Origin of the sequence: Citrobacter sp. Cpo065 (genome assembly GCF_030332805.1) — a bacterium.
Lineage (GTDB): Bacteria > Pseudomonadota > Gammaproteobacteria > Enterobacterales > Enterobacteriaceae > Citrobacter > Citrobacter portucalensis.
The window spans coordinates 120,853-139,055 of the sequence record NZ_JAOWHC010000019.1; the positions used below are offsets into that span (position 1 = coordinate 120,853).

An 18,203-nucleotide genomic window follows, 5' to 3' on the forward strand; every position below is an offset into this window, starting at 1 on the left:
ATGCTCACAGCTTTATCGACTTAAGATGAACCGCAACTTTGGCCTCTAACTCAGCCACTAATTGTGTGAGTTCATGCATAGTTGAGCTATAACGTTCTTCGAGCTCTTTCACTCGATTTGCCAACCGCTGCGTAACACTCTCGATCTCTGCTTCTAAAGCACTAATTAAACTAGCGTGCCATTTGTCCTGTACCAGAAGATTTCTAATTTCGTTATCAGTGAGTTTTGGATAATGAGCAAATACAGCATGATCCAGTTTTTCCTGCGCTTCTTTATGCGCTTTCTTGGCTTGGGTTTCGGCATCGAACAATGCTTGAGCGGCTTTCAGTGTCGCCTTTTCTTCTTTATCCGTGGCAATTTTAAGTCGTGCTTTAACGCTGGCAGCAGTCACTTTCTCTTTGTCGTTCATCGCATCAGCAAGTAATCCATCTTCTCCGCTGTTTTCTTCAAGGAAACTTTCAAGTGCTTGTGCAGCTTCATCATAAGCGACCTGAAGTTGATCCAGTTCCAGCTTCTCGGTAGCAAAATAGCGAGTTACTAAAAGTGCAGGCGGCAAAAGTTCAGCCTTATACTTTTTCTTGCCTATTACTAGATCTGGTGTTTCTTTGAGTTTTTCCCCTTTTTCGACAATAAGTTCACGAAGCACTTTGCCCGCCTGCCAGCTATCCTGACTCAGGACATAAACATCGTCCTGCATGACATCCATCCAGTAGTCCATCAGTAACTGATAGATGGCGTAGTTCTCAAGTAGAGGGACGTCAACTGTGGCTTCAGAAGCATAGGCAGCAAGGAGACTCTCGCCAATCTCTTCAATAAGCTGTTTCGGCGAATCACCACGAGCAATTTCATCAAGTCGACATTCTGCATACCAATTTTCAAAGGGTATCAGTGCTCCATCTCTGAAAGATGCAAATTCCGGATGTGCCAGGATAGTACTCTTAACTTTACCTGCCTCGACTCGGGCATTGCTATAGCCAGGGCGGGCGGGTTCGAATAGATCCTGTCGTAAAGTCGGGAAAATGTTCCAGTAAGCACTGAGAGCATCAATATCGCGATTGGGAATGCCACCAGCCAAATGGCCAGAAAGATCGTGCAGATCTTCCGGATCGCTGCTGTCGATATAGCGAGGGATATTGAGGTTGAAGTCGTTGGCCGCAATTTCTGACAGTGGGACTATGCGACTGAAGCGGGGGATTTCCTGCTCGCGATTAAACGCATCGACAATTTTATGGATGTCCTGGGCGCGTAGGCGATTTTTATTGCCGTCTTTAATAAAGCCCTTACTGGCATCGATCATAAAGATGCCTTGCTGACTCTCGCCATTAGCGTTGAACGCTCGGAGCTGAGCATCTTCTTTATCGATGACAATGATGCATGCTGGGATACCCGTGCCGTAGAACAAGTTAGCGGGCAGGCCAATGATGCCTTTGATATAACCCTGTTTGAGCAGATTCTCACGAATACGTGCTTCAGCATTGCCACGGAACAGAACGCCGTGAGGTAAGATCACAGCACCTTTGCCGGTACTTTTCAGGCTTTTGATGATGTGCAACAGGAAAGCATAGTCGCCGTTCTTTTCTGGTGGTGTACCCCAGACAAATCGGTCAAAAGTATCGTTCGCAGCATCCAGTCCGCTGGTCCAGTTTTTGTTGGAGAAAGGGGGGTTAGCTACAGCAAAGTCGAAGGTTTTCAGATTATCGTTGCCATCTTTCCAGTGCGGATCGGCTAGGGTGTTGCCTTTCCATATTTTAGCGGTGGCGTTGTCATGAAGGATCATATTCATGCGTGCCAGTGCGCTGGTCGCATAATCCATCTCTTGGCCATAAATGGTCAGCCCCTTCGGACCTGCTTCGTCACTAGCTTTCAACAATAGTGATCCTGAGCCACAGGTAGGGTCATAAACGGTAGCATCTTGTGGTGTCTGTTTACTGATGCCAATCACTTTCGCCAGAATGCGTGACACCTCTGCCGGGGTGTAAAACTGCCCCTTGGATTTACCTGACTCTGTAGCAAAGTGACGCATTAAATATTCGTAGGCATCACCCAGCAGATCGTCTCCATCAACGCGGTTGGCTGAGAGATCCAACCCTTCGAAGATTGCCACCAGCTTGGAAAGGCGGTCGATCATTTCCTTGCCTTTACCCAGCTTGTCTTCATCATTGAAGTCGGCAATGTCGATAACACCTTTCAGGTCATTAGCTTCGGCCAGTAATCTGATAGTTTTGTTAATTTTTTCGCCAATTTCTTTGTTGCCCTTGAGAGCAACCATATCGTCGAAACTTGCACCTTCCGGCACTTCAATCATCGCGTAAGGGTTGCCCTTAGCTTTGTCAGAGACGTACTTCATAAACAGTAGGGTCAACACATAGTCTTTGTACTGTGAAGCATCCATTCCGCCACGCAACTCGTCGCAGCTCGCCCAAAGGGAGGAGTAAAGTTCGTTCTTCTTGATAGCCATATGGTGTCCGGTGAAAACAATGCATGTAACGCGGCAAAGAGGTGACGACACAATCGTCCAAATAGTTTCTGCCCCGTAAGAATTTACGAGAGAGTTTATCAAGTTGGTGGGGCTTCGACCATGTCAGTGGCGATATAAATACCCAGTGCGTTGGTGACGAGAAACACTTCAACATTCTCATGATGTCACCCATTTTGACTGGCTGAAGTCTCTGGTACGACAGGTTAGGCAGTAATGTTCACCATAGTAATTGCTCTCGCATTGTGTGCATTGCCAGTCGTCTTTACTGACCCTGGGAGTGGCATCAGGGAGGAGGTGCTGCAACCGTCTGACCAGTTGCTGTTCACTGGTATTCGGATTGGTATAGGGACAATGCTGTCGACCATTGCTGGTGAGACCCGTTTCGGTGTGTTCGAACCACGGGCATTCGTTGTTGTACTCAGGATGGCATTGCAGCGCACAACCGCAGAGGTGGTAGGTATCGCTATCATAAGGGGCTATCTGCGCGGTACGTGCACCGTTCAGACCACCGTTACCGTCGAGAGCGAGAAAGGATTTGGCAAACATATTCTAGGCTCCAGCCAGCCAACACGCAGGCATAAGCCGTCCCTAAAGGGCAGACAGAAGCCATGCGGTTGGAAGGTTTAAAGGTGTTGCGAGGTAAATAGCGGTGTGGTAGTCACACTATGAATTGCTGGCGTAAAAAACTGCCTTACTCAGAAGTCAGTCTTGCGTGGTCGCCCGGTTGCTGGTCGTTCAGGGACATCGTTGCAGCCGAACAGCAGCAGGCCATGTTTCTGCTGAATTTTGGTCATATACGCCAACACCTGTCGGATGTTGTCAATACTGTCTGGTTCGCTGTAACGCACCGGGATATTGATATTGGCTCTGTAATATTTTTTGTATTCACTACGATGGAAGCCCCCGTCACCTTCGGTAATTAACGTCCAGAACTCACGGGCCTTCTCAGCCCAGGGATAAACCTTCCGACTGCGGTTGCCATCTACCCAGAAGACTACGTGCGCATGGTAGTGATGGTCTTCTGTCCATTCGATAACCCAGAAATAACCCACGACTGCGCCCATTTGCATCATGTGATCCATGAGTAACCGGAGATCCCATTCAAGATGATTGTGGTTTTGCAGGTAGTACTTAGCGGTGTGATGCTGATAGAACAAGTCGATTCGGAGTGCCCGCAGGCAGGCATAGCGATCAACCATTTCGTCAATATGGATGTTCAGAAGAGATTCCAGATACCAGTCTGGCTCCCATTGCGGTTTGATTTGCATAGAACAGATTCCTTCGTGCTGACAAAGATCAGCAGATGTGAGGAAGCCTCCGGAGGGGAGGCTATGACGCAGTTTCTGACAGGGCTACTGAAAGATCTGGTAATACTGGGATTAATCAGGGTGAAGGATTAAGAGGGCATGCCTATTAATAATACTAATAACCGATATTAATAATCACACTCACTAGTGCCTTCAGAAACCTTGCAGGGCAAGGCATCAGGCCTGATTCAGTGGCTCGGCTGTCGTCCGCCATGCAAAGCAGACGTACTCGTCCATCAGACTGGTCAGCGCAGAGTTTTCTGCCTGCCGGTCATTTACCCAGATATCCATCTCTTTATCTTTTTTGAATCTGAGATGGTCGGTCCAGTCATCCAGGCAATTACCCAGCATCAAATCGTACCAGCACAGCCAGACCAGCTTCAGACGCAGCTCGCTACCGCTGAACTGCCGAAACAAACTGATGAGTTTATTTGCCACAGGACGCTGTTTTAACCGCACGCACTCAGACAGCAGAATACCTTCCAGCATGGGATGGTGAGCCAGCAGATGTTCCTGAGTAAATAAACTGACGCTCAGGTCATCATTAACAGTCAGTGGGGCTGCTGCTCTGCCATAAATAATCCGGTGCAGGCACTGGGGAACAACAGCAATAACCTCTTCCTCTCCCGGAAACTTAAGGCTGCCAACCGTCAGGGTATGGTGATGGTAGATATTCTGGTGACACATGCCCGACCTGACCGTTAACTTCGTAAAGTCGGTCAGCCAGGTCTGGTAGTATTTGTGAAGTTCTTCGTAACGCGGTTTATAGTCTTTCATGATGCTTATTCCTTCAGGGGCAAATGACAGGCAGCAGAAAACCTCCGGATGAGCCGGATAGTTATTTTCTTGCCAGTGGGATTAGTTAAGAGTGAGGTTATTTACGGGACTGGTCGACACGTTCCTGAAGCCAGGACTCCACCTCGCTCTTCCGCCATCGGGAGCTTCGCCCCAGCTTGATAGGTTTGGGGAAGGATCCGTCCTTAATAAGCTTGTAAATCCACTTGTCTGTCATCTGCAGCACGCTGGTAATAAATGCCATGTCAATCAACTGGTCTTCGGTAAGTAAGGGATGCGTGGTCATGATTTGGTATCTCCGGTTAAGAAATGTAACCCGGATGAGTGATATTTAATTGCGGTCACTGCTCCGGGGCATACCCATGGGGAGATACGTAAAAAAAAGCGGGTTATGTTGACCTCTAGGGGTCAACCGGTTCTGAGATGTATTTCGACGCGCTCATGTGCATGACTGTCTTACATTCTTCTGTTACCTCATCTGTTGCAGACATCAACCGCTCAGGTAACCGTTATCCTTCCTCTTTTGTCTTCATGGGCTTATAGTCACCGGACTACCTGTCCTTTGAAAAAGCCCTTCTTACTTTTCCGAAGGTCAGTGAGTAGTTTATCCTCTTGTTTTAAATAGAAAACCATCTAATCCTGCATCACTACGCATTACATAAGACATAACTTTCACTACACTTTTTATTACGCATATATCGACGCATTAAACAACGCATTTGACTACGCATTACACACGCATTAACCTACGTAGTGATACTCACTTTAAAATCAATGAAAATGTAATTATGAAAGAACAGCTGACGGATAGAACAGAAAGAGCGTGCCGGTTTTATATCGAATACATGAAGAAAAACATCGAAGGATACCGGGAGCGAACTCCGCTAATCCTCATAACTGATTATAAAAATCAGGAGGTTATGGACATGATTCTGAGAGACCTTAATAATGAATTTAAAAATACCCATGAGTACAATAAGTTCGTACGGCAAATGAAAAATGAGTTATTATCCAGTATCGTCCCGGAGACGAATTTTGAATGGATAAAGGACTATAGCTCCGCTTACTTTGCATGGAATATACTTTCAACCATGGGCCCTAAGGAAATCAATCCACTTGAGGTCGATTTTTATCGTGAACGGCCTCCGGTTATTCGGCATGGCTCATTAGCTGTTATTCCAGAAACCTATCAGCATGCACTTTTAGTACTCTACACCTGTTTCGATAGCTGGGATGTCGAGTTAATTTTTAAGATCAAAACACTCTCTTCATTAAAAAATATCTGGATTCAGCGAAACCGGGAGTTACCAGAACCATTTAAATGGATTGACCTTAAAAATCATAAACAATGTGCATGGACTTTTAAATATGTTATGGAGCATATCAAACCCGATTATATGCCTGCATTTATGACTGAAATCAGACAACAACAGGTGATTACGTTTCTCACGGCCGTGCTGTATTCCTGGCCAGCGCATCCCGATACTCGGCGTCTGATGATGCAACGGATGAAAAAAACATACAATCAGAATGTATTCCGGGAAAACATTGCTGATAAAAAAGTCATTAACACCTATGTCCAGAAGGACATTAAAGAAAAGCTCGATATGCTGGCAAAGAAAAATGGTCGAAAAATTAACGAAGAGCTGGAAGTTATCATTATGAATGCCTGGCACGATGCCAGATATGCAGAAGGTAAATAGCATTCACTCCAAATAATTTCAGACAGATATTATCTCAGTGAATCCCCCGCATCCTTTACAGGACCGCGGGTCTTTTTATTTTTCACATTGAGATCTCCGTATGCAAAAAACTGACGGCCTTCTGGCCATTGAGAAGCCTCTGGCTTCACTGCCTCCTACTCTTCGCAGTCTTATTCTTAAACGCCTTCGTAGTCTCACACAGTACGAGCCGGTTATTGGCATTATGGGCAAAAGTGGGTCAGGTAAATCGTCTCTCTGCAATGCCCTGTTCCAGGGCGAAGTCACGCCTGTCAGCGATGTGGCGGCCTGCACGCGCGATGTGCTGCGCTTCCGGTTTCGCAATGGCAATCACAGCCTGATGATTGTTGATTTACCTGGTGTTGGTGAAAGCGAGCAACGTGACGAAGAATACACCGCACTGTATCGTCGCATCCTACCCGAGCTGGATTTGGTGTTATGGGTCATCAAAGCTGATGATCGGGCTCTGTCAGTGGATGAACACTTTTATCACAAAGTGATGCTGGCGTATCAGCGCCGGGTGCTGTTTGTTGTTAATCAGGCTGACAAGGCCGAGCCCTGCCATCAGTGGAGTGTTGCCGATAACCTGCCTTCCCCGGCTCAGATGTCGACGATTAAGGCGAAGCGAAATGCCGTACAACAGCAGTTTCTGCCGCATCACCCTGTTTGTGTGGTGTCAGCACGAACCGGGTGGGGTATAGAATCTCTGGTAGATACCATGATGAATAGCCTGCCTGACCGGGCCACCAGTCCACTAACGACACAGTTGCATGGCAGGCTCTGCACAGAGCCAGTAAAAAAGCAGGCACGCGAGCGCTTTGGTAATGCAGTGGATGAAATGATTGGCACTGTGGAGTCATCATCTTTTCTGCCAGAGCCTGTAAGGGCTGTGATTCGAACCGTACGGGAAGCAGTGGTGACTGTTGCCCGTGCCGTCTGGGACTGGATTTTCTTCTGACAAACCGCTTATGGCGGACACTCCCTGTCCTTACCTTGCTCGATTAATGTACTACTAATCCATCAATCAGGCGCAAAGCCGCATCACGGCTGAAATCCACGTACTGAAAAAATACGCCTTCCCATGTCCATACCCTGTCCGGCCCCTTCGTTACACTAATCACTTAATTTTCAGCCTGTTAACAGGATGGAGAAAATCTAATGTCCCAGACTGAGCGTCGCCATGAGCGGCTGGCGGTTCGGCTGTCCCTCATTATCACTCGCCTTGTTGCTGGCGAAACACTGGATATGGGCCTTCTTGCCGCAGAGTTTGGTGTATCGCTCCGTACCCTCCGCCGGGATTTTCGTGAGCGACTGATGTACCTGGATCTGGAATATCGCGATGGCACCTGTCGTCTGCTCTCTGGTAGCCATCAACGCGAACTGGCTGTACTGACTTTTGTTCGTCAGTCAGGCGTGGAGGCTTTGTTTCCTGACATGGATAACCACATGATCAGCTCACTGCTGAGTGGGCCAGGTGAGTCTCCTTGCCTCATATGGGCAGAATCGGAGCCATTGTCGCCACCCAGTCCAGGCATATTTACACGCCTTGTCAGGGCCATATCAGAGCATCGCCGTGTGACGCTGCTGGCTGAAGGTTGTCGCTGTTTAGGGCTCGCACCATACCGCCTCGTACTCTGCGGCGGACAATGGTACCTGACTGGAGAGCATCATCATCGCGTGGCAGTGTTTCCGCTGAACGATATCCATGCGGTTACCTTACACCCGGAACTGTTCGTGCCTGACCTTCAGATTCGTAACGTTCTCGCCGAACCAGAATTCCTCAGAGCCCTTCCCCATTTTCACGTTTTTCACTCACTGCTCGCCAGAACCGGCGACGGTCTTTTACCTCATAAGGAATCATGATGAAGAAATTACTGACCACAACGGCACTGGCCATCAGTCTCTGCGCTGGCGCTACCTTTCCGGCGTCTGCCGAAACTGTCGTGGGTACCGTCAAATTCTGGCAGTACATGCAGGCGGATGGCTGGAAATCAGCCGATGGCATGGACGACGATACGCTGAACAATACGCTCTACCAGGCCAGTGTCATTGGCAATTACCCCTGGACTAAACAATTTCTGCTGCGTCAGCGGGGTGGTGGTGCTTATTTTCTCGCCGACAAGAAAACACATACCGTGCGCAAGCTGAATCTGAAACCTGCCAGCGGTTATTATTCCGACCTGACATCGGTCTATCAGGGTGAAGACCAGGGGAAAGGGTGTTACTTCACTATCATCGACACCCAGTATCAGTTGGAGCTGGTTAATGAACCTCACAGCAAGCAGGTGCTTGCTGCATTTCCGGAAAACTGTGTCAACAAACAGCAGCAGGCTGCCCTGGCGGCGAAGCGTTCTGCCTCAGAGCAGAAATTGCAGCAGTGGGTAGCCCAACAGAGTCTGGCTGAGTTGTGCCGACGAACTGGCAACTGCTGAAGCAACGGAACGGACGAATAATAAGGAATCTGCACCATGAAGAAATTGTATCCACCTGTGCTTGCCGTTCTGACAGTTATCGGTGCAATGAGTGCCTCTGGCTGCGACAGCAAGGAAGATGCTGGCGTGAAAGCGATAGCCAGGTTTAAAGACCTGACTCCACCACCATTCAGCAAGGTTGTCTCGCATAAATCCGATATTGCCCAGGAATGGGTAAAAAAGGATGCCTTCGGTACACCGCAATATACGGTGATGAAAATCCGCCAGTCACCGGAAGGATGTGAGTCAGGCAATTATTACTACATTGCTGATATGCAGCAGAAAACGGTGCAGCCACTGATGGCAGCCCTGTGCCTTGCGGACAATATCACTCTGAGTTTCAGAATTGAAACCGACAGCTATACGGGTGAAAAATCGGTGGTGTATTCGCACGATGGCAAGGAAATGGGAAAACTCTATCTGCCGGAGAATCAGGAGAAAAATCCATGAAGAAGCTGAAAGGCGTTATCTCAGTTTTCGCTCTGAGCCTTTGTCTGCTGTCACCGGCTCAGGCCGAAGAACAGCGTTACATCAGTATCCGCAACACAGACATGGTCTGGGTGCCAGGCAATGTCTGCGTCTGGCAGTTTCGCCTGGACAACGGCGGAAGTGGTGAAGGATTCGGGCCTTTGACACTTTCCCTGCGTCTGAAAGATAAAGGGGGGAACACGCTGGCCATGGGGAATATGGCAGTGGCTGCATTTGGCGACAGCGATGCCACTCGCTCTCAGGAAGCCTCGCTGGAGAACGAATGCGTGGAAAACGTCAGCTCTGTCGAAATCATGAAGGCAACGGAAGAGCGTAATGGTTACCAGATTGACCTGCCACTTTCCGTTTTCGACCCGCAGTACTACCGACCTGTACAAGTCACGGTTGTCGGTGGTAAGGCATCTTAGCCGATTCGCCATCTGTTTGATTCAGCCCCTGTCGCTAATGCCACAGGGGCTTTTTATTTTAGGGAGCCTGTATGACTGAACTCACTGAATTGCCTGATGGACCGTTTACTCGCCAGCAGGCAGAGGCGGTTGCGTCTCAAGATTCCAACGTTGCTATAGAGGACGACCTGGGGACACATTTCCGTCTGGTTATCCATCATGAGCGTTGCATGGTCTGGCGAGCCTGGAACTTTGAGCCGGATGCTGGTTACTGGCTAAACAGGTATATCGCTCGTTATGGCATCCGCAAATTCCCTGCATAACCACCACCAGCACATCACCGCTATAAACAAAGTCAGGCCACACCTCCTTCGGGAAGTGTGGCCTTTTGTATTTTTACCCACTTCATAAGGAGTTATCCATGCGATTAGCCAGCCGCTTTGGCCGTATAAATCAGATACGCCGTGACCGGCCTTTGACCCACGAAGAGCTGTTGAGTCATGTCCCCAGCGTGTTCGGGAGTGACAAGCATGAATCTCGTTCAGACCGTTACACCTACATCCCGACCATCACCATCCTCGAAAGCCTGCAGCGTGAAGGCTTTGAGCCGTTCTTTGCCTGCCAGACGAAGGTTCGTGACCTGAGTAAGCGGGAGCACACCAAACACATGCTGCGCCTGCGCCGTGCCGGTCAACTGACCGGGCATCAGGTGCCGGAAATTATTTTGCTGAACAGCCATGACGGCTCATCAAGCTACCAGATGCTGCCGGGACTATTTCGTGGTGTCTGCACCAACGGCCTGGTCTGTGGTCAGTCGTTCGGAGAAGTGCGGGTCCCGCATAAAGGTAATGTCGTCGAGAAGGTGATTGAAGGGGCTTACGAAGTACTCGGTGTGTTTGACCGGGTGGAGGAGAAGCGCGATGCAATGCAGTCACTGGCACTGCCAGAACCAGCCCGTAACGCCCTGGCGAATGCCGCGCTTAAGTATCGCTTTGGTGAAGACCACCAGCCGGTCACGGTATCGCAGTTGCTGACCCCACGTCGCCGGGAGGACTACAGCGATGACCTGTGGACCGTATACCAGCGCGTGCAGGAGAACCTGATGAAAGGTGGATTGTCGGGGCGAACAGCTCAGGGGAAAAGCAGCCGCACCCGTGCTGTTACCGGTATTGATGGCGATGTGAAGCTCAATCGCGCCCTGTGGGTAATGGCAGAAAACATGCTCGCGTTTTTCGAGCGTTAAACAACCGTTCCGGCATAAGGAGATAGTTTAATGGATACACACAACCCTGAGTTCGCTGAGCAGGCAGCAATTACTGCCTCGGTGGTCCCTGACGAGCTACGCATCGGCTTCTGGCCGCAGCACTTTGGATCCATACCACAATGGATAACCCTTGAGCCCCAAATCTTCGGCTGGATGGATCGCCTGTGCGCTGATTACAGCGGCGGCGTCTGGAGCTTTTACACACTCAGCAATAGCGGCGCATTTATGGCTCCGGAGCCTGACGGTGAGAAATGGACGTTGTTCAACCCGATGAATGGCAACGATGCGGAGATGAGCGGAGAGGCTGCCGGTGTAGCAGTCTGCCTAATGGCTTACAGCCACCACGCCTGCCGCACCGAGTGTGACGCTATGACTGGACACTATTATCGCTTACGCGACTACGCGCTAAACCATCCGGAATGCAGCGCCATTATGCATCTTATCGACTAAGGAATGCCTAACATGAATACTGTATTATCCCCAGAGTCATCGCAGCCTGAACTCTTTCCGCTGGCGGTTATGGCCCAGCATGGTTGCCTGCTCCCCGCGACCTCCGGATTGACACCTTATGCCCAACGGACCATTCGACGTGCTATCAACCTGCTGGATAAATATCTGCGCCAGCCCGGCATGTCCTTTACCTCAAGCACGGCTGCCCGTGACTGGCTTCGGTTACAGCTGGCAGGACAAGAACGGGAAGTGTTTATGGTGCTCTATCTCGATAACCAGCACCGTTTACTAGAGATTGAAACGCTATTTGCCGGTTCGGTTAACCATGTCCAGGTCCATCCCCGTGAGGTGGTGAAGTCAGCGCTTCGCTTCAATGCTGCTGCTGTTGTGCTGGCGCATAACCATCCATCCGGTGATCCGGAGCCCAGCCAATGTGACCGCAACATTACGGGCAGGCTTAAAGAAGCGCTGGCACTGGTTGATGTGAACACTCTCGATCATCTGGTTATCGGTTCAGATGGAATTGTGTCGTTTGCAGAGCGAGGCTGGATATGAGGGCACTTCAATGAAATCTACTGACTCAGAGAACGATTCATTTCTCAAGTGGGGTCTGAATCGTAATGTGGCACCTTGCTTTGGCGTTCGTCTGGTACAGGAGGGAAACCGGCTGCACTATTTGGCTGACCGGGCCAGTATCACCGGTAAGTTCAGCGAAACAGAATGTCTTAAGCTGGATGTGGCATTCCCGCATTTTATCAGCCAGATGGAATCGATGCTGACTACTGGTGAAATGAATCCTCGCCATGCCCACTGTGTCACCCTGTACCACAATGGTTTCACCTGCGAAGCCGATACCCTTGGCAGTTGCGGCTACGTATACATCGCCGTTTACTCCACCCATCGTTAACTACTTTCACAAGAGCAAATATGAAAACTCTACCTGCAACAAATCCGCAGGCGGCGAAGCTATGTCTGTCGCCCGTGGCTGTCTGGCAAATGCTGCTTGCACGCCTGCTGGAACAACATTATGGCCTGACACTCAACGATACGCCATTCAGTGATGAAACGGTAATTCAGGAACATATCGATGCCGGTATATCTTTGGCCGATGCCGTTAATTTTCTGGTGGAAAAGTACGGGCTGGTTCGTATTGATCGCAGGGGATTCGACTGGCAAGAACAGTCCCCATATCTGCGGGCAGTCGATATTCTGCGGGCGCGACAGGCAACAGGTTTATTGAAAAGAAATCGTATTAGCGCGGCACGGTGAACATTGGGAATAGCCTTCCTGATTCACACTGCAGCTTTCCTTACTTATTTAATTTACTCATTCCAAAAAGCACCTGCCGATGCTGGTTGGTGCTTTTACTTATATGGACGAAATATCATGCAAATAGAAGCTGTAATTATAACTGGGCACATCATCGCAAAACACAATCCGGGAATGCTGGACCGTCGTTGTTGATGGTTTTGACGCATGCGGCGAACAAGCTTATGATCCAGCTTAATTTCTTTTCCTCATAAAGGGACGGGTATGGGCAACAGAATGTGGATGATCCGCGGTGACGGCGGCAAGCTCTATGACGATTTTCGCGATAAGCAAATTGTAGGCATCGGTTGGTCTCAGCTGGCTCCATTAGTCAAACCCGGCCTATCCCGAGCCCAGTTACTCGCCTTATACCAGGAGGCAGACCCTTTAACAAAGCTGGGAACTGCGCGTTCTGGTGCATCGCAGGTCTGGCGTTTTGTGAACGAAATCCAAAAGGGTGATTGGGTTATTACCTATTCGCCAGCCAACCGTACTTATTTGCTAGGTAAAGTTACTTCAGACTTCCAGTATCATCCTGAATGGGTGGAAGAGGGTATGGGTATCGCTCGGCAGGTTAAATGGAATACTCAAGAAATCGATCGCGATCGACTGTCTGTAGCTACCAAGAACACATTGGGTTCTACGCTGACGGTTTTCCAGCTTCCAGAATATGCGCTAGAAGAGCTTTTACAGGATAAGAAACCCACTATAGATGTGATTACTCAGAATCCAGTTGCGATGGATGAAGATGAGGTCGTTTCTGATCCGCTTCGCGATATGGAAATGCTGGCGTTTGAGGGTATCAAAGATCGTATCAATTCTCTTGATTGGGACGAGATGCAAAATCTTGTTGCCGGAGTTTTACGCAGTATGGGCTATAAAACGCAGGTTTCACCTGCGGGAGCTGATCGGGGTAAAGACATCATAGCTTCACCTGATGGGTTCGGTTTTGAAAATCCGCGTATTATCGTTGAGGTAAAGCACCGCAGGGAACAAATGGGAAGCCAACAAATCCGTAGCTTTATCGGCGGTCGCCATAAAGACGATCGCGGGCTTTATGTCAGTACGGGGGGCTTTACGAAAGATGCTCGCTATGAGGCCGATCGTTCAACGATACCTCTGACGCTTTGGACGCTTGATGATCTCGTCCGTGCTCTTATTGAGAACTACGAGCAAGTCGATATCGAGACCAAACTCTTGGTGCCTCTGAAGAAAACTTTCCTACCTGCCTGAATCTTGCTTTGACAGCCATATCGGTGTTCTACTGGTATGGCTTTATACCCCACTAGTAATGTCTATTTTTTGTACGGATTTTAACTTGTGGGTACAAGTGCGGGTACAACCATTTATTCCTGATTTTAAACTACATTGATATCAGTCTATTGTGTGTTAAATTCGAGTCCGGCCTTCGCACTCACCCCCTAAACACCTCCTTCCTGTGCCACTCCACAAATCCTTCTTTTGGATAATTCTCGCGCATCATCGGCAGCGCTATCGATTTACCGTCGAAATCCCAGAATAGTCTACCCACCATGCCGCTGCCATTTACTGCGGGTGACACCTGAACTCGCATACTCTCATCCAGCCCAATCGAACCTTTATCAAATGCTTTATGGTGGATTGCACACAGCGCCAGGCCGTTTGAAATCTCGCATGGGCCGCCGTGCTGTTTCCATTTGATATGGGCGGCTTCCAGGGCAACCGAAGTGCTGTCGTGGCGCATATTGAAGCCACAAATGGCGCATTCATAGTTATAGGCACGCAGAACCTGCTGGCGGAACAACGGGTCCCGCTGTTTGCGGATTTGCAGGATATCAAATCCCAGTTCATCTGCGATCTCTTCCTGGATGCTTTCGGTGAAGTGAGCCTCGAGAATTTGCTGTGCCAGGGTGTTAATGAGACTGTTGCTCTTTTTCAGCAGGGCAAAATGTTGTTCATCAAAGCCTCCGGCAACGTTGTGCGCCACCAGTTCTCCGGCAGGGGGCTGTTTGCTGCTGCCGGATGTTGAGCAATGCTCGGCGTTTTGGAGCTCCCAGAATCCATCGCCCTGTAAGCGCCAGAAGGGCATATCCGGGCGGTACTGCGCGCGCTGTGGTCCAAATCGCTCCAGCAGGCTATGCAAGGGGTCGCGAACTTCTGAACCGTAGTCAAACAGGCGACCGTGACCCTGCTGATAACTCGCCAGCACGTGAAGCAGCAGCAGAGGCTTGTGCGGCGCACGCTGTTCGCCTTTACGCCAGATGGTGATGTCGGCAATTGCCTGCTGCAGGGATTTACTGGAAGTCATTGATTTCATTTTTTGGTAAATAATTGCGATGATGCTCGCAAAATATCACTTAATCAAGCGTTGCTGTATCTATTACGGCTAACACTAAAACGATATTCCTTATCGAATCCCCAGATTAAATAGAACACTTTTATCGCTATGTTGTTTTTAAGCTATTCATGCTTATTTATACCGGTCTATTTATAAAAATTAACCCTTATTTTATTAATGTTATTTTTAGCTAACTATACGAAAAAAAAGGTTATTTCCTGGGGTGTTATGCTGGTTACTGTTTATTAATAAAATCGATATCGGTAAGTTGAAATATTGGTTTTATCATATTTTAAACATGCATTACATTCTTTTTACATTTTTGAGATTTTGCAGAAATAGGATACTCGGTTCCCAATACACAGAGCGAAATAGATATGGATGAAGATAAAAAATTATTCCCTTTGAGGAAGACGCTATTACTCACATTGTCGATGTTTTTTTCTATCAATGTGCTGGCGGCAGGACTGCAATGTGAAAATAAGGATTTCACTTTGCAAACGCTGGGTACCGGTGGGCCAATTACAGACGATCAGCGGGCATCATCGGGAGAGGTTATTTGGTTAAATGGGAAATCGGCAATTCTTATTGATGCGGGCGGGGGAATTTTTTTACGCTTTGGTCAATCAGGTGCCCGGCTGGAGGATTTGAAACTTATCGCCATCAGCCATTTCCACACGGATCATGTCTCAGATTTGGCACCAATTTTAAAAGGGGGATATTTCCTGAAGGATAAGGAGAGTATTAATCTCGCGGGCCCACAGGGCGGTGGCGCATTCCCCTCCATGACGCAATATTTTGACGCGCTGTTTAAAAAAGAAAAGGGGGCCTACGCCTATCTGAACGGTCTATATAACGCAACCGATGGCTTACAGCTGGCGATGAATATTAAGGACATTAATTACACTGCTTCTGAACCACAGTTGGTATATCAGGACGATGAAATGAAAGTGACCGCTTTAGGAATCCCTCATGGCGATGTTCCTTGCCTGGCATTTCGTATTGATACGGCGAAAGGCACGATTGTTGTTTCCGCCGATCAGAATGGCAGTAATAGCGCATTTATTCATTTCGCCAAAGGCGCGGATATGCTGGTGATGCCGTTAGCCATTGATGAAGACACGGATGACACCTCGAAATTTATTCATGCTGCGCCGGACGTCGTGGGCAAGGTGGCTGCGCAAATCAATCCCAAAGTACTGGTGTTGAATCATTTTATGGGCAAAGGACTACGCCTTAAAGATCAATCGATTGATATTGTGAAGCAGTATTACCACGGTCCGGTCTATAGCAGCCGCGATCTCTCCTGTTTCCCCATTTCATTAGCTAATACGAAGGAATAAGCGATGAAAAAAGATATCGTACTTTCAATCGTCGTGGGTTCCCTTGTAGCCGCAGGAATGGTCAACACCGCCTGCGCAGCAGAGGCAAGCGGCAAGGCCAGTCAGGTTCAGAGTAAAGCGCCAACCAGTAGCGGTAAATGTGCCAGTGGTAAATGTGGAACAGAGAAGATCTACAGCCAGGCGACCCTTCAACATGATCCTCAGGATCAACTGGTGCGTGCCAGAGATGGGAAATGTGGTCTGACAGGGGCCGGTATCGCTAAAAATGAAGCCTCTCAGCCGCTGAATGCTGAAAAGAGTGTCAGTGGCGTATGCGGGAAATAAGTGCAGACGGAGCGGGCATTGGCTTGCGTAGCGAGCATATCGCAACGCTGTTGCAGCAGCCCTGCCGCCAGGATATCGATTTTCTCGAACTGGCCCCGGATAACTGGATGAACCTTGGCGGAGCGAAGCGGGAACAGTTAACCGATATCAGGAAAAAATATCCGTTACTGGCGCATGGACTGAGTTTATCCATTGGAGATACGTGTCCCTTAAACGAAGAATATATGCATGATATTCGGCGTTTTCTTGATGAGTACCATATTGATATCTACAGCGATCATTTGTGTTTCTCACGGGATGCTCAGGGGTATTTCCATGACCTGCTTCCGATCCCCGGTTTTCGTGCGGTGTTGCCTTATCTGGCGGCACGTATCGAGCAGGTACAAAACATAGTGGGGCGACAGTTGGTTCTTGAAAATATCTCCTCTTATCATCGCTACGCCGGTGAAATGCCGGAGGCGGAGTTTTGGGGAGAACTCCTTCATCTGAGCGGTTGCGGCATGCTGCTGGATATTAATAACGTCTATGTGAATGCCTGTAATCACGGATTTGATGCCTTTGACTATATCCGCAGCATTCCTTCGTCATCGGTTGTTTATTACCACATCGCTGGTCACCTGGAGTATGGCGAATTCAGACTCGACACGTATGGTATGCCAGTCATAGAAGAGGTATTAGCGCTGGCAAAACAAACGGTTGAGTTTCATGGTGCCCGACCGTTGCTGCTGGAACGAGATAACAACGTTCCACCGCTGGACGCGCTCTGTGCCGAATTAACGCAAATCAGGGAGTATCTTTCACAAGGGAGCACCCATGGCGACAAATACTGTAGTACCTGCGTTGTTAGTTGAAATGGAAGCTGAATTTTCCGCTCAACTACGAGCCAGAACACCAATAGGTGGGACATGCTCATCCGGTATGTCGCTGTACAGGAAAATCATCAGAGACAATATTGGCGGGGTGTTGCGCAGTGTCTTTCCCTTATTTTGTCGATGTCTCAATGAGGCTGAAATACGGGAACTGGTGGAGGTTTATCTCTCCCGACATTCGGCCAGCCAGCCGGAATTTCATCAGGTGGCGACGGAATTGCTGCTTTTTATGCGTCAACACTATCCGATCTCGCCTCACGATCTGGCGCTGCTCGAATATGAATGGTTGATGTATGCCGTGGAAATTGATGATAGCAACGTTCCATTTCCGCAGAAAATATCGCTGCCGTTGGGAAAGGCTGCTGAGGTTGATGTGGCGTGCAATCCTACATTGAAAATGGTGGCTCTGCCCTTTCTGATTCAGGAAGGGGAACCCTGTTATGAGGATGGCGAACAGTTGAAATATTACGCACTGTATCGCAAACATAATAATACGCTGTACCAGAAGCAACTCAGCCAGCTAGATGTGCAGCTGTTATCGGCAATTCACGAACAGATTATTTCAGCAGAGCAAATGCTAATTAACGCGGCACTTTCTTTAGCGGATATATCTTTACGCTCGTGGCTGGAAACCAACAATAACGACGAAATCTTGTCTTTAAAATATATAGGGTGATGCT

At 48.8% G+C, this 18,203-nt stretch carries 23 protein-coding genes; 17 read left to right on the forward strand and 6 right to left on the reverse strand.

All coding sequences use genetic code 11. The annotated features are described in order from the left end of the window. Nucleotides 1-4: 4 nt before the first annotated feature. The 5 genes from OGY68_RS01240 to OGY68_RS01260 form a co-directional block, all read right to left on the reverse strand. A complete protein-coding gene (locus OGY68_RS01240; protein ID WP_286616774.1) occupies nucleotides 5-2,458 on the reverse strand; it encodes a type I restriction-modification system subunit M in 2,454 nt (817 codons plus the stop codon). A gap of 177 nt (nucleotides 2,459-2,635) precedes the next feature. Further along, complete coding sequence (locus tag OGY68_RS01245) at nucleotides 2,636-3,025, reverse strand: putative zinc ribbon protein (RefSeq protein ID WP_286616776.1); 390 nt, start codon at nucleotides 3,023-3,025, stop codon at nucleotides 2,636-2,638. 149 nt (nucleotides 3,026-3,174) lie between these two features. Further along, on the reverse strand, nucleotides 3,175-3,747 hold the full coding sequence (locus tag OGY68_RS01250) for a hypothetical protein (RefSeq protein ID WP_286616778.1): 573 nt from the start codon (nucleotides 3,745-3,747) through the stop codon (nucleotides 3,175-3,177). Nucleotides 3,748-3,963: 216 nt separating this feature from the next. Beyond that, the gene (locus OGY68_RS01255; RefSeq protein WP_073511312.1) at nucleotides 3,964-4,563 is read right to left on the reverse strand and encodes a hypothetical protein; all 600 of its coding nucleotides are present in this window, start codon (nucleotides 4,561-4,563) and stop codon (nucleotides 3,964-3,966) included. Nucleotides 4,564-4,660: 97 nt separating this feature from the next. After that, the gene (locus OGY68_RS01260) at nucleotides 4,661-4,867 is read right to left on the reverse strand and encodes a helix-turn-helix transcriptional regulator (RefSeq protein ID WP_286616782.1); all 207 of its coding nucleotides are present in this window, start codon (nucleotides 4,865-4,867) and stop codon (nucleotides 4,661-4,663) included. Nucleotides 4,868-5,369: 502 nt separating this feature from the next. Between OGY68_RS01260 and OGY68_RS01265 the strand changes: the two genes are divergently transcribed. The 13 genes from OGY68_RS01265 to OGY68_RS01325 all read left to right on the forward strand — a co-directional run bounded on the left by OGY68_RS01265 (nucleotide 5,370) and on the right by OGY68_RS01325 (nucleotide 13,903). Continuing rightward, nucleotides 5,370-6,284 (forward strand): hypothetical protein, encoded by a 915-nt coding sequence (locus tag OGY68_RS01265; RefSeq protein WP_286616784.1) that lies wholly within the window; start codon nucleotides 5,370-5,372, stop codon nucleotides 6,282-6,284. A 100-nt stretch (nucleotides 6,285-6,384) separates the two neighbouring features. After that, nucleotides 6,385-7,260, forward strand: coding sequence for a GTPase family protein (locus OGY68_RS01270; RefSeq protein WP_102014663.1), 876 nt, complete (start codon nucleotides 6,385-6,387; stop codon nucleotides 7,258-7,260). Nucleotides 7,261-7,460: 200 nt separating this feature from the next. Then, entirely contained in the window at nucleotides 7,461-8,165 is a 705-nt protein-coding gene (locus OGY68_RS01275) for a WYL domain-containing protein (RefSeq protein ID WP_049190322.1), read from the forward strand. Continuing rightward, nucleotides 8,165-8,734: a hypothetical protein gene (locus OGY68_RS01280; RefSeq protein ID WP_286616823.1), complete on the forward strand. Its 570-nt coding sequence runs from the start codon at nucleotides 8,165-8,167 to the stop codon at nucleotides 8,732-8,734. Before OGY68_RS01275 ends, OGY68_RS01280 begins: the two co-directional genes overlap by 1 nt. 36 nt (nucleotides 8,735-8,770) lie before the next feature. Continuing rightward, nucleotides 8,771-9,223 (forward strand): YfjS/YafY family lipoprotein, encoded by a 453-nt coding sequence (locus tag OGY68_RS01285; protein WP_049190329.1) that lies wholly within the window; start codon nucleotides 8,771-8,773, stop codon nucleotides 9,221-9,223. Then, nucleotides 9,220-9,669: an IrmA family protein gene (locus OGY68_RS01290; RefSeq protein ID WP_014226752.1), complete on the forward strand. Its 450-nt coding sequence runs from the start codon at nucleotides 9,220-9,222 to the stop codon at nucleotides 9,667-9,669. Before OGY68_RS01285 ends, OGY68_RS01290 begins: the two co-directional genes overlap by 4 nt. 71 nt (nucleotides 9,670-9,740) lie before the next feature. Next, nucleotides 9,741-9,971 (forward strand): DUF905 domain-containing protein, encoded by a 231-nt coding sequence (locus tag OGY68_RS01295; protein WP_112777522.1) that lies wholly within the window; start codon nucleotides 9,741-9,743, stop codon nucleotides 9,969-9,971. Between the two features lie 98 nt (nucleotides 9,972-10,069). Further along, nucleotides 10,070-10,891, forward strand: coding sequence for a DUF932 domain-containing protein (locus tag OGY68_RS01300; protein ID WP_049190336.1), 822 nt, complete (start codon nucleotides 10,070-10,072; stop codon nucleotides 10,889-10,891). Between the two features lie 30 nt (nucleotides 10,892-10,921). Then, complete coding sequence (locus OGY68_RS01305) at nucleotides 10,922-11,362, forward strand: antirestriction protein (protein ID WP_114670185.1); 441 nt, start codon at nucleotides 10,922-10,924, stop codon at nucleotides 11,360-11,362. A 12-nt stretch (nucleotides 11,363-11,374) separates the two neighbouring features. Then, on the forward strand, nucleotides 11,375-11,917 hold the full coding sequence (gene radC / locus OGY68_RS01310) for a RadC family protein (RefSeq protein ID WP_286616796.1): 543 nt from the start codon (nucleotides 11,375-11,377) through the stop codon (nucleotides 11,915-11,917). A 10-nt stretch (nucleotides 11,918-11,927) separates the two neighbouring features. Then, nucleotides 11,928-12,269: a type IV toxin-antitoxin system YeeU family antitoxin gene (locus tag OGY68_RS01315; protein ID WP_114670187.1), complete on the forward strand. Its 342-nt coding sequence runs from the start codon at nucleotides 11,928-11,930 to the stop codon at nucleotides 12,267-12,269. A gap of 20 nt (nucleotides 12,270-12,289) precedes the next feature. After that, complete coding sequence (locus tag OGY68_RS01320) at nucleotides 12,290-12,631, forward strand: TA system toxin CbtA family protein (protein ID WP_102014656.1); 342 nt, start codon at nucleotides 12,290-12,292, stop codon at nucleotides 12,629-12,631. A 282-nt stretch (nucleotides 12,632-12,913) separates the two neighbouring features. Then, entirely contained in the window at nucleotides 12,914-13,903 is a 990-nt protein-coding gene (locus OGY68_RS01325; protein ID WP_490493735.1) for a restriction endonuclease, read from the forward strand. Between the two features lie 181 nt (nucleotides 13,904-14,084). Here OGY68_RS01325 and OGY68_RS01330 read toward each other — a convergent pair whose 3' ends face one another. Continuing rightward, nucleotides 14,085-14,957: a phosphorothioated DNA-binding restriction endonuclease gene (locus OGY68_RS01330; RefSeq protein WP_057068546.1), complete on the reverse strand. Its 873-nt coding sequence runs from the start codon at nucleotides 14,955-14,957 to the stop codon at nucleotides 14,085-14,087. 407 nt (nucleotides 14,958-15,364) lie between these two features. Here OGY68_RS01330 and OGY68_RS01335 point away from each other — a divergent pair, with 407 nt between their 5' ends. From OGY68_RS01335 to OGY68_RS01350, 4 genes are read left to right on the forward strand one after another with little or no spacing between them, the layout of a single operon-like run. Next, on the forward strand, nucleotides 15,365-16,330 hold the full coding sequence (locus tag OGY68_RS01335; RefSeq protein ID WP_081305653.1) for an MBL fold metallo-hydrolase: 966 nt from the start codon (nucleotides 15,365-15,367) through the stop codon (nucleotides 16,328-16,330). Between the two features lie 3 nt (nucleotides 16,331-16,333). Continuing rightward, entirely contained in the window at nucleotides 16,334-16,654 is a 321-nt protein-coding gene (locus OGY68_RS01340) for a hypothetical protein (RefSeq protein WP_057068544.1), read from the forward strand. Next, nucleotides 16,642-17,505, forward strand: a complete 864-nt coding sequence (locus tag OGY68_RS01345) for an MbnB/TglH/ChrH family RiPP precursor modification enzyme (protein ID WP_286616799.1) — start codon at nucleotides 16,642-16,644, stop codon at nucleotides 17,503-17,505. Before OGY68_RS01340 ends, OGY68_RS01345 begins: the two co-directional genes overlap by 13 nt. Next, the gene (locus OGY68_RS01350) at nucleotides 17,468-18,199 is read left to right on the forward strand and encodes an HvfC/BufC family peptide modification chaperone (RefSeq protein WP_081305654.1); all 732 of its coding nucleotides are present in this window, start codon (nucleotides 17,468-17,470) and stop codon (nucleotides 18,197-18,199) included. Before OGY68_RS01345 ends, OGY68_RS01350 begins: the two co-directional genes overlap by 38 nt. Nucleotides 18,200-18,203 lie beyond the last annotated feature (4 nt).

Excerpts from the sequence above, each read along its gene's own strand:
- OGY68_RS01240 (WP_286616774.1), bottom strand. The coding sequence starts at position 2,458 with ATGGCTATCAAGAAGAACGAACTTTACTCCTCCCTTTGGGCGAGCTGC.
- OGY68_RS01245 (WP_286616776.1), bottom strand. The coding sequence starts at position 3,025 with ATGTTTGCCAAATCCTTTCTCGCTCTCGACGGTAACGGTGGTCTGAAC.
- OGY68_RS01250 (WP_286616778.1), bottom strand. The coding sequence starts at position 3,747 with ATGCAAATCAAACCGCAATGGGAGCCAGACTGGTATCTGGAATCTCTT.
- OGY68_RS01255 (WP_073511312.1), bottom strand. The coding sequence starts at position 4,563 with ATGAAAGACTATAAACCGCGTTACGAAGAACTTCACAAATACTACCAG.
- OGY68_RS01260 (WP_286616782.1), bottom strand. The coding sequence starts at position 4,867 with ATGACCACGCATCCCTTACTTACCGAAGACCAGTTGATTGACATGGCA.
- OGY68_RS01265 (WP_286616784.1), top strand. The coding sequence starts at position 5,370 with ATGAAAGAACAGCTGACGGATAGAACAGAAAGAGCGTGCCGGTTTTAT.
- OGY68_RS01270 (WP_102014663.1), top strand. The coding sequence starts at position 6,385 with ATGCAAAAAACTGACGGCCTTCTGGCCATTGAGAAGCCTCTGGCTTCA.
- OGY68_RS01275 (WP_049190322.1), top strand. The coding sequence starts at position 7,461 with ATGTCCCAGACTGAGCGTCGCCATGAGCGGCTGGCGGTTCGGCTGTCC.
- OGY68_RS01280 (WP_286616823.1), top strand. The coding sequence starts at position 8,165 with ATGAAGAAATTACTGACCACAACGGCACTGGCCATCAGTCTCTGCGCT.
- OGY68_RS01285 (WP_049190329.1), top strand. The coding sequence starts at position 8,771 with ATGAAGAAATTGTATCCACCTGTGCTTGCCGTTCTGACAGTTATCGGT.
- OGY68_RS01290 (WP_014226752.1), top strand. The coding sequence starts at position 9,220 with ATGAAGAAGCTGAAAGGCGTTATCTCAGTTTTCGCTCTGAGCCTTTGT.
- OGY68_RS01295 (WP_112777522.1), top strand. The coding sequence starts at position 9,741 with ATGACTGAACTCACTGAATTGCCTGATGGACCGTTTACTCGCCAGCAG.
- OGY68_RS01300 (WP_049190336.1), top strand. The coding sequence starts at position 10,070 with ATGCGATTAGCCAGCCGCTTTGGCCGTATAAATCAGATACGCCGTGAC.
- OGY68_RS01305 (WP_114670185.1), top strand. The coding sequence starts at position 10,922 with ATGGATACACACAACCCTGAGTTCGCTGAGCAGGCAGCAATTACTGCC.
- radC (WP_286616796.1), top strand. The coding sequence starts at position 11,375 with ATGAATACTGTATTATCCCCAGAGTCATCGCAGCCTGAACTCTTTCCG.
- OGY68_RS01315 (WP_114670187.1), top strand. The coding sequence starts at position 11,928 with ATGAAATCTACTGACTCAGAGAACGATTCATTTCTCAAGTGGGGTCTG.
- OGY68_RS01320 (WP_102014656.1), top strand. The coding sequence starts at position 12,290 with ATGAAAACTCTACCTGCAACAAATCCGCAGGCGGCGAAGCTATGTCTG.
- OGY68_RS01325 (WP_490493735.1), top strand. The coding sequence starts at position 12,914 with ATGATCCGCGGTGACGGCGGCAAGCTCTATGACGATTTTCGCGATAAG.
- OGY68_RS01330 (WP_057068546.1), bottom strand. The coding sequence starts at position 14,957 with ATGACTTCCAGTAAATCCCTGCAGCAGGCAATTGCCGACATCACCATC.
- OGY68_RS01335 (WP_081305653.1), top strand. The coding sequence starts at position 15,365 with ATGGATGAAGATAAAAAATTATTCCCTTTGAGGAAGACGCTATTACTC.
- OGY68_RS01340 (WP_057068544.1), top strand. The coding sequence starts at position 16,334 with ATGAAAAAAGATATCGTACTTTCAATCGTCGTGGGTTCCCTTGTAGCC.
- OGY68_RS01345 (WP_286616799.1), top strand. The coding sequence starts at position 16,642 with ATGCGGGAAATAAGTGCAGACGGAGCGGGCATTGGCTTGCGTAGCGAG.
- OGY68_RS01350 (WP_081305654.1), top strand. The coding sequence starts at position 17,468 with ATGGCGACAAATACTGTAGTACCTGCGTTGTTAGTTGAAATGGAAGCT.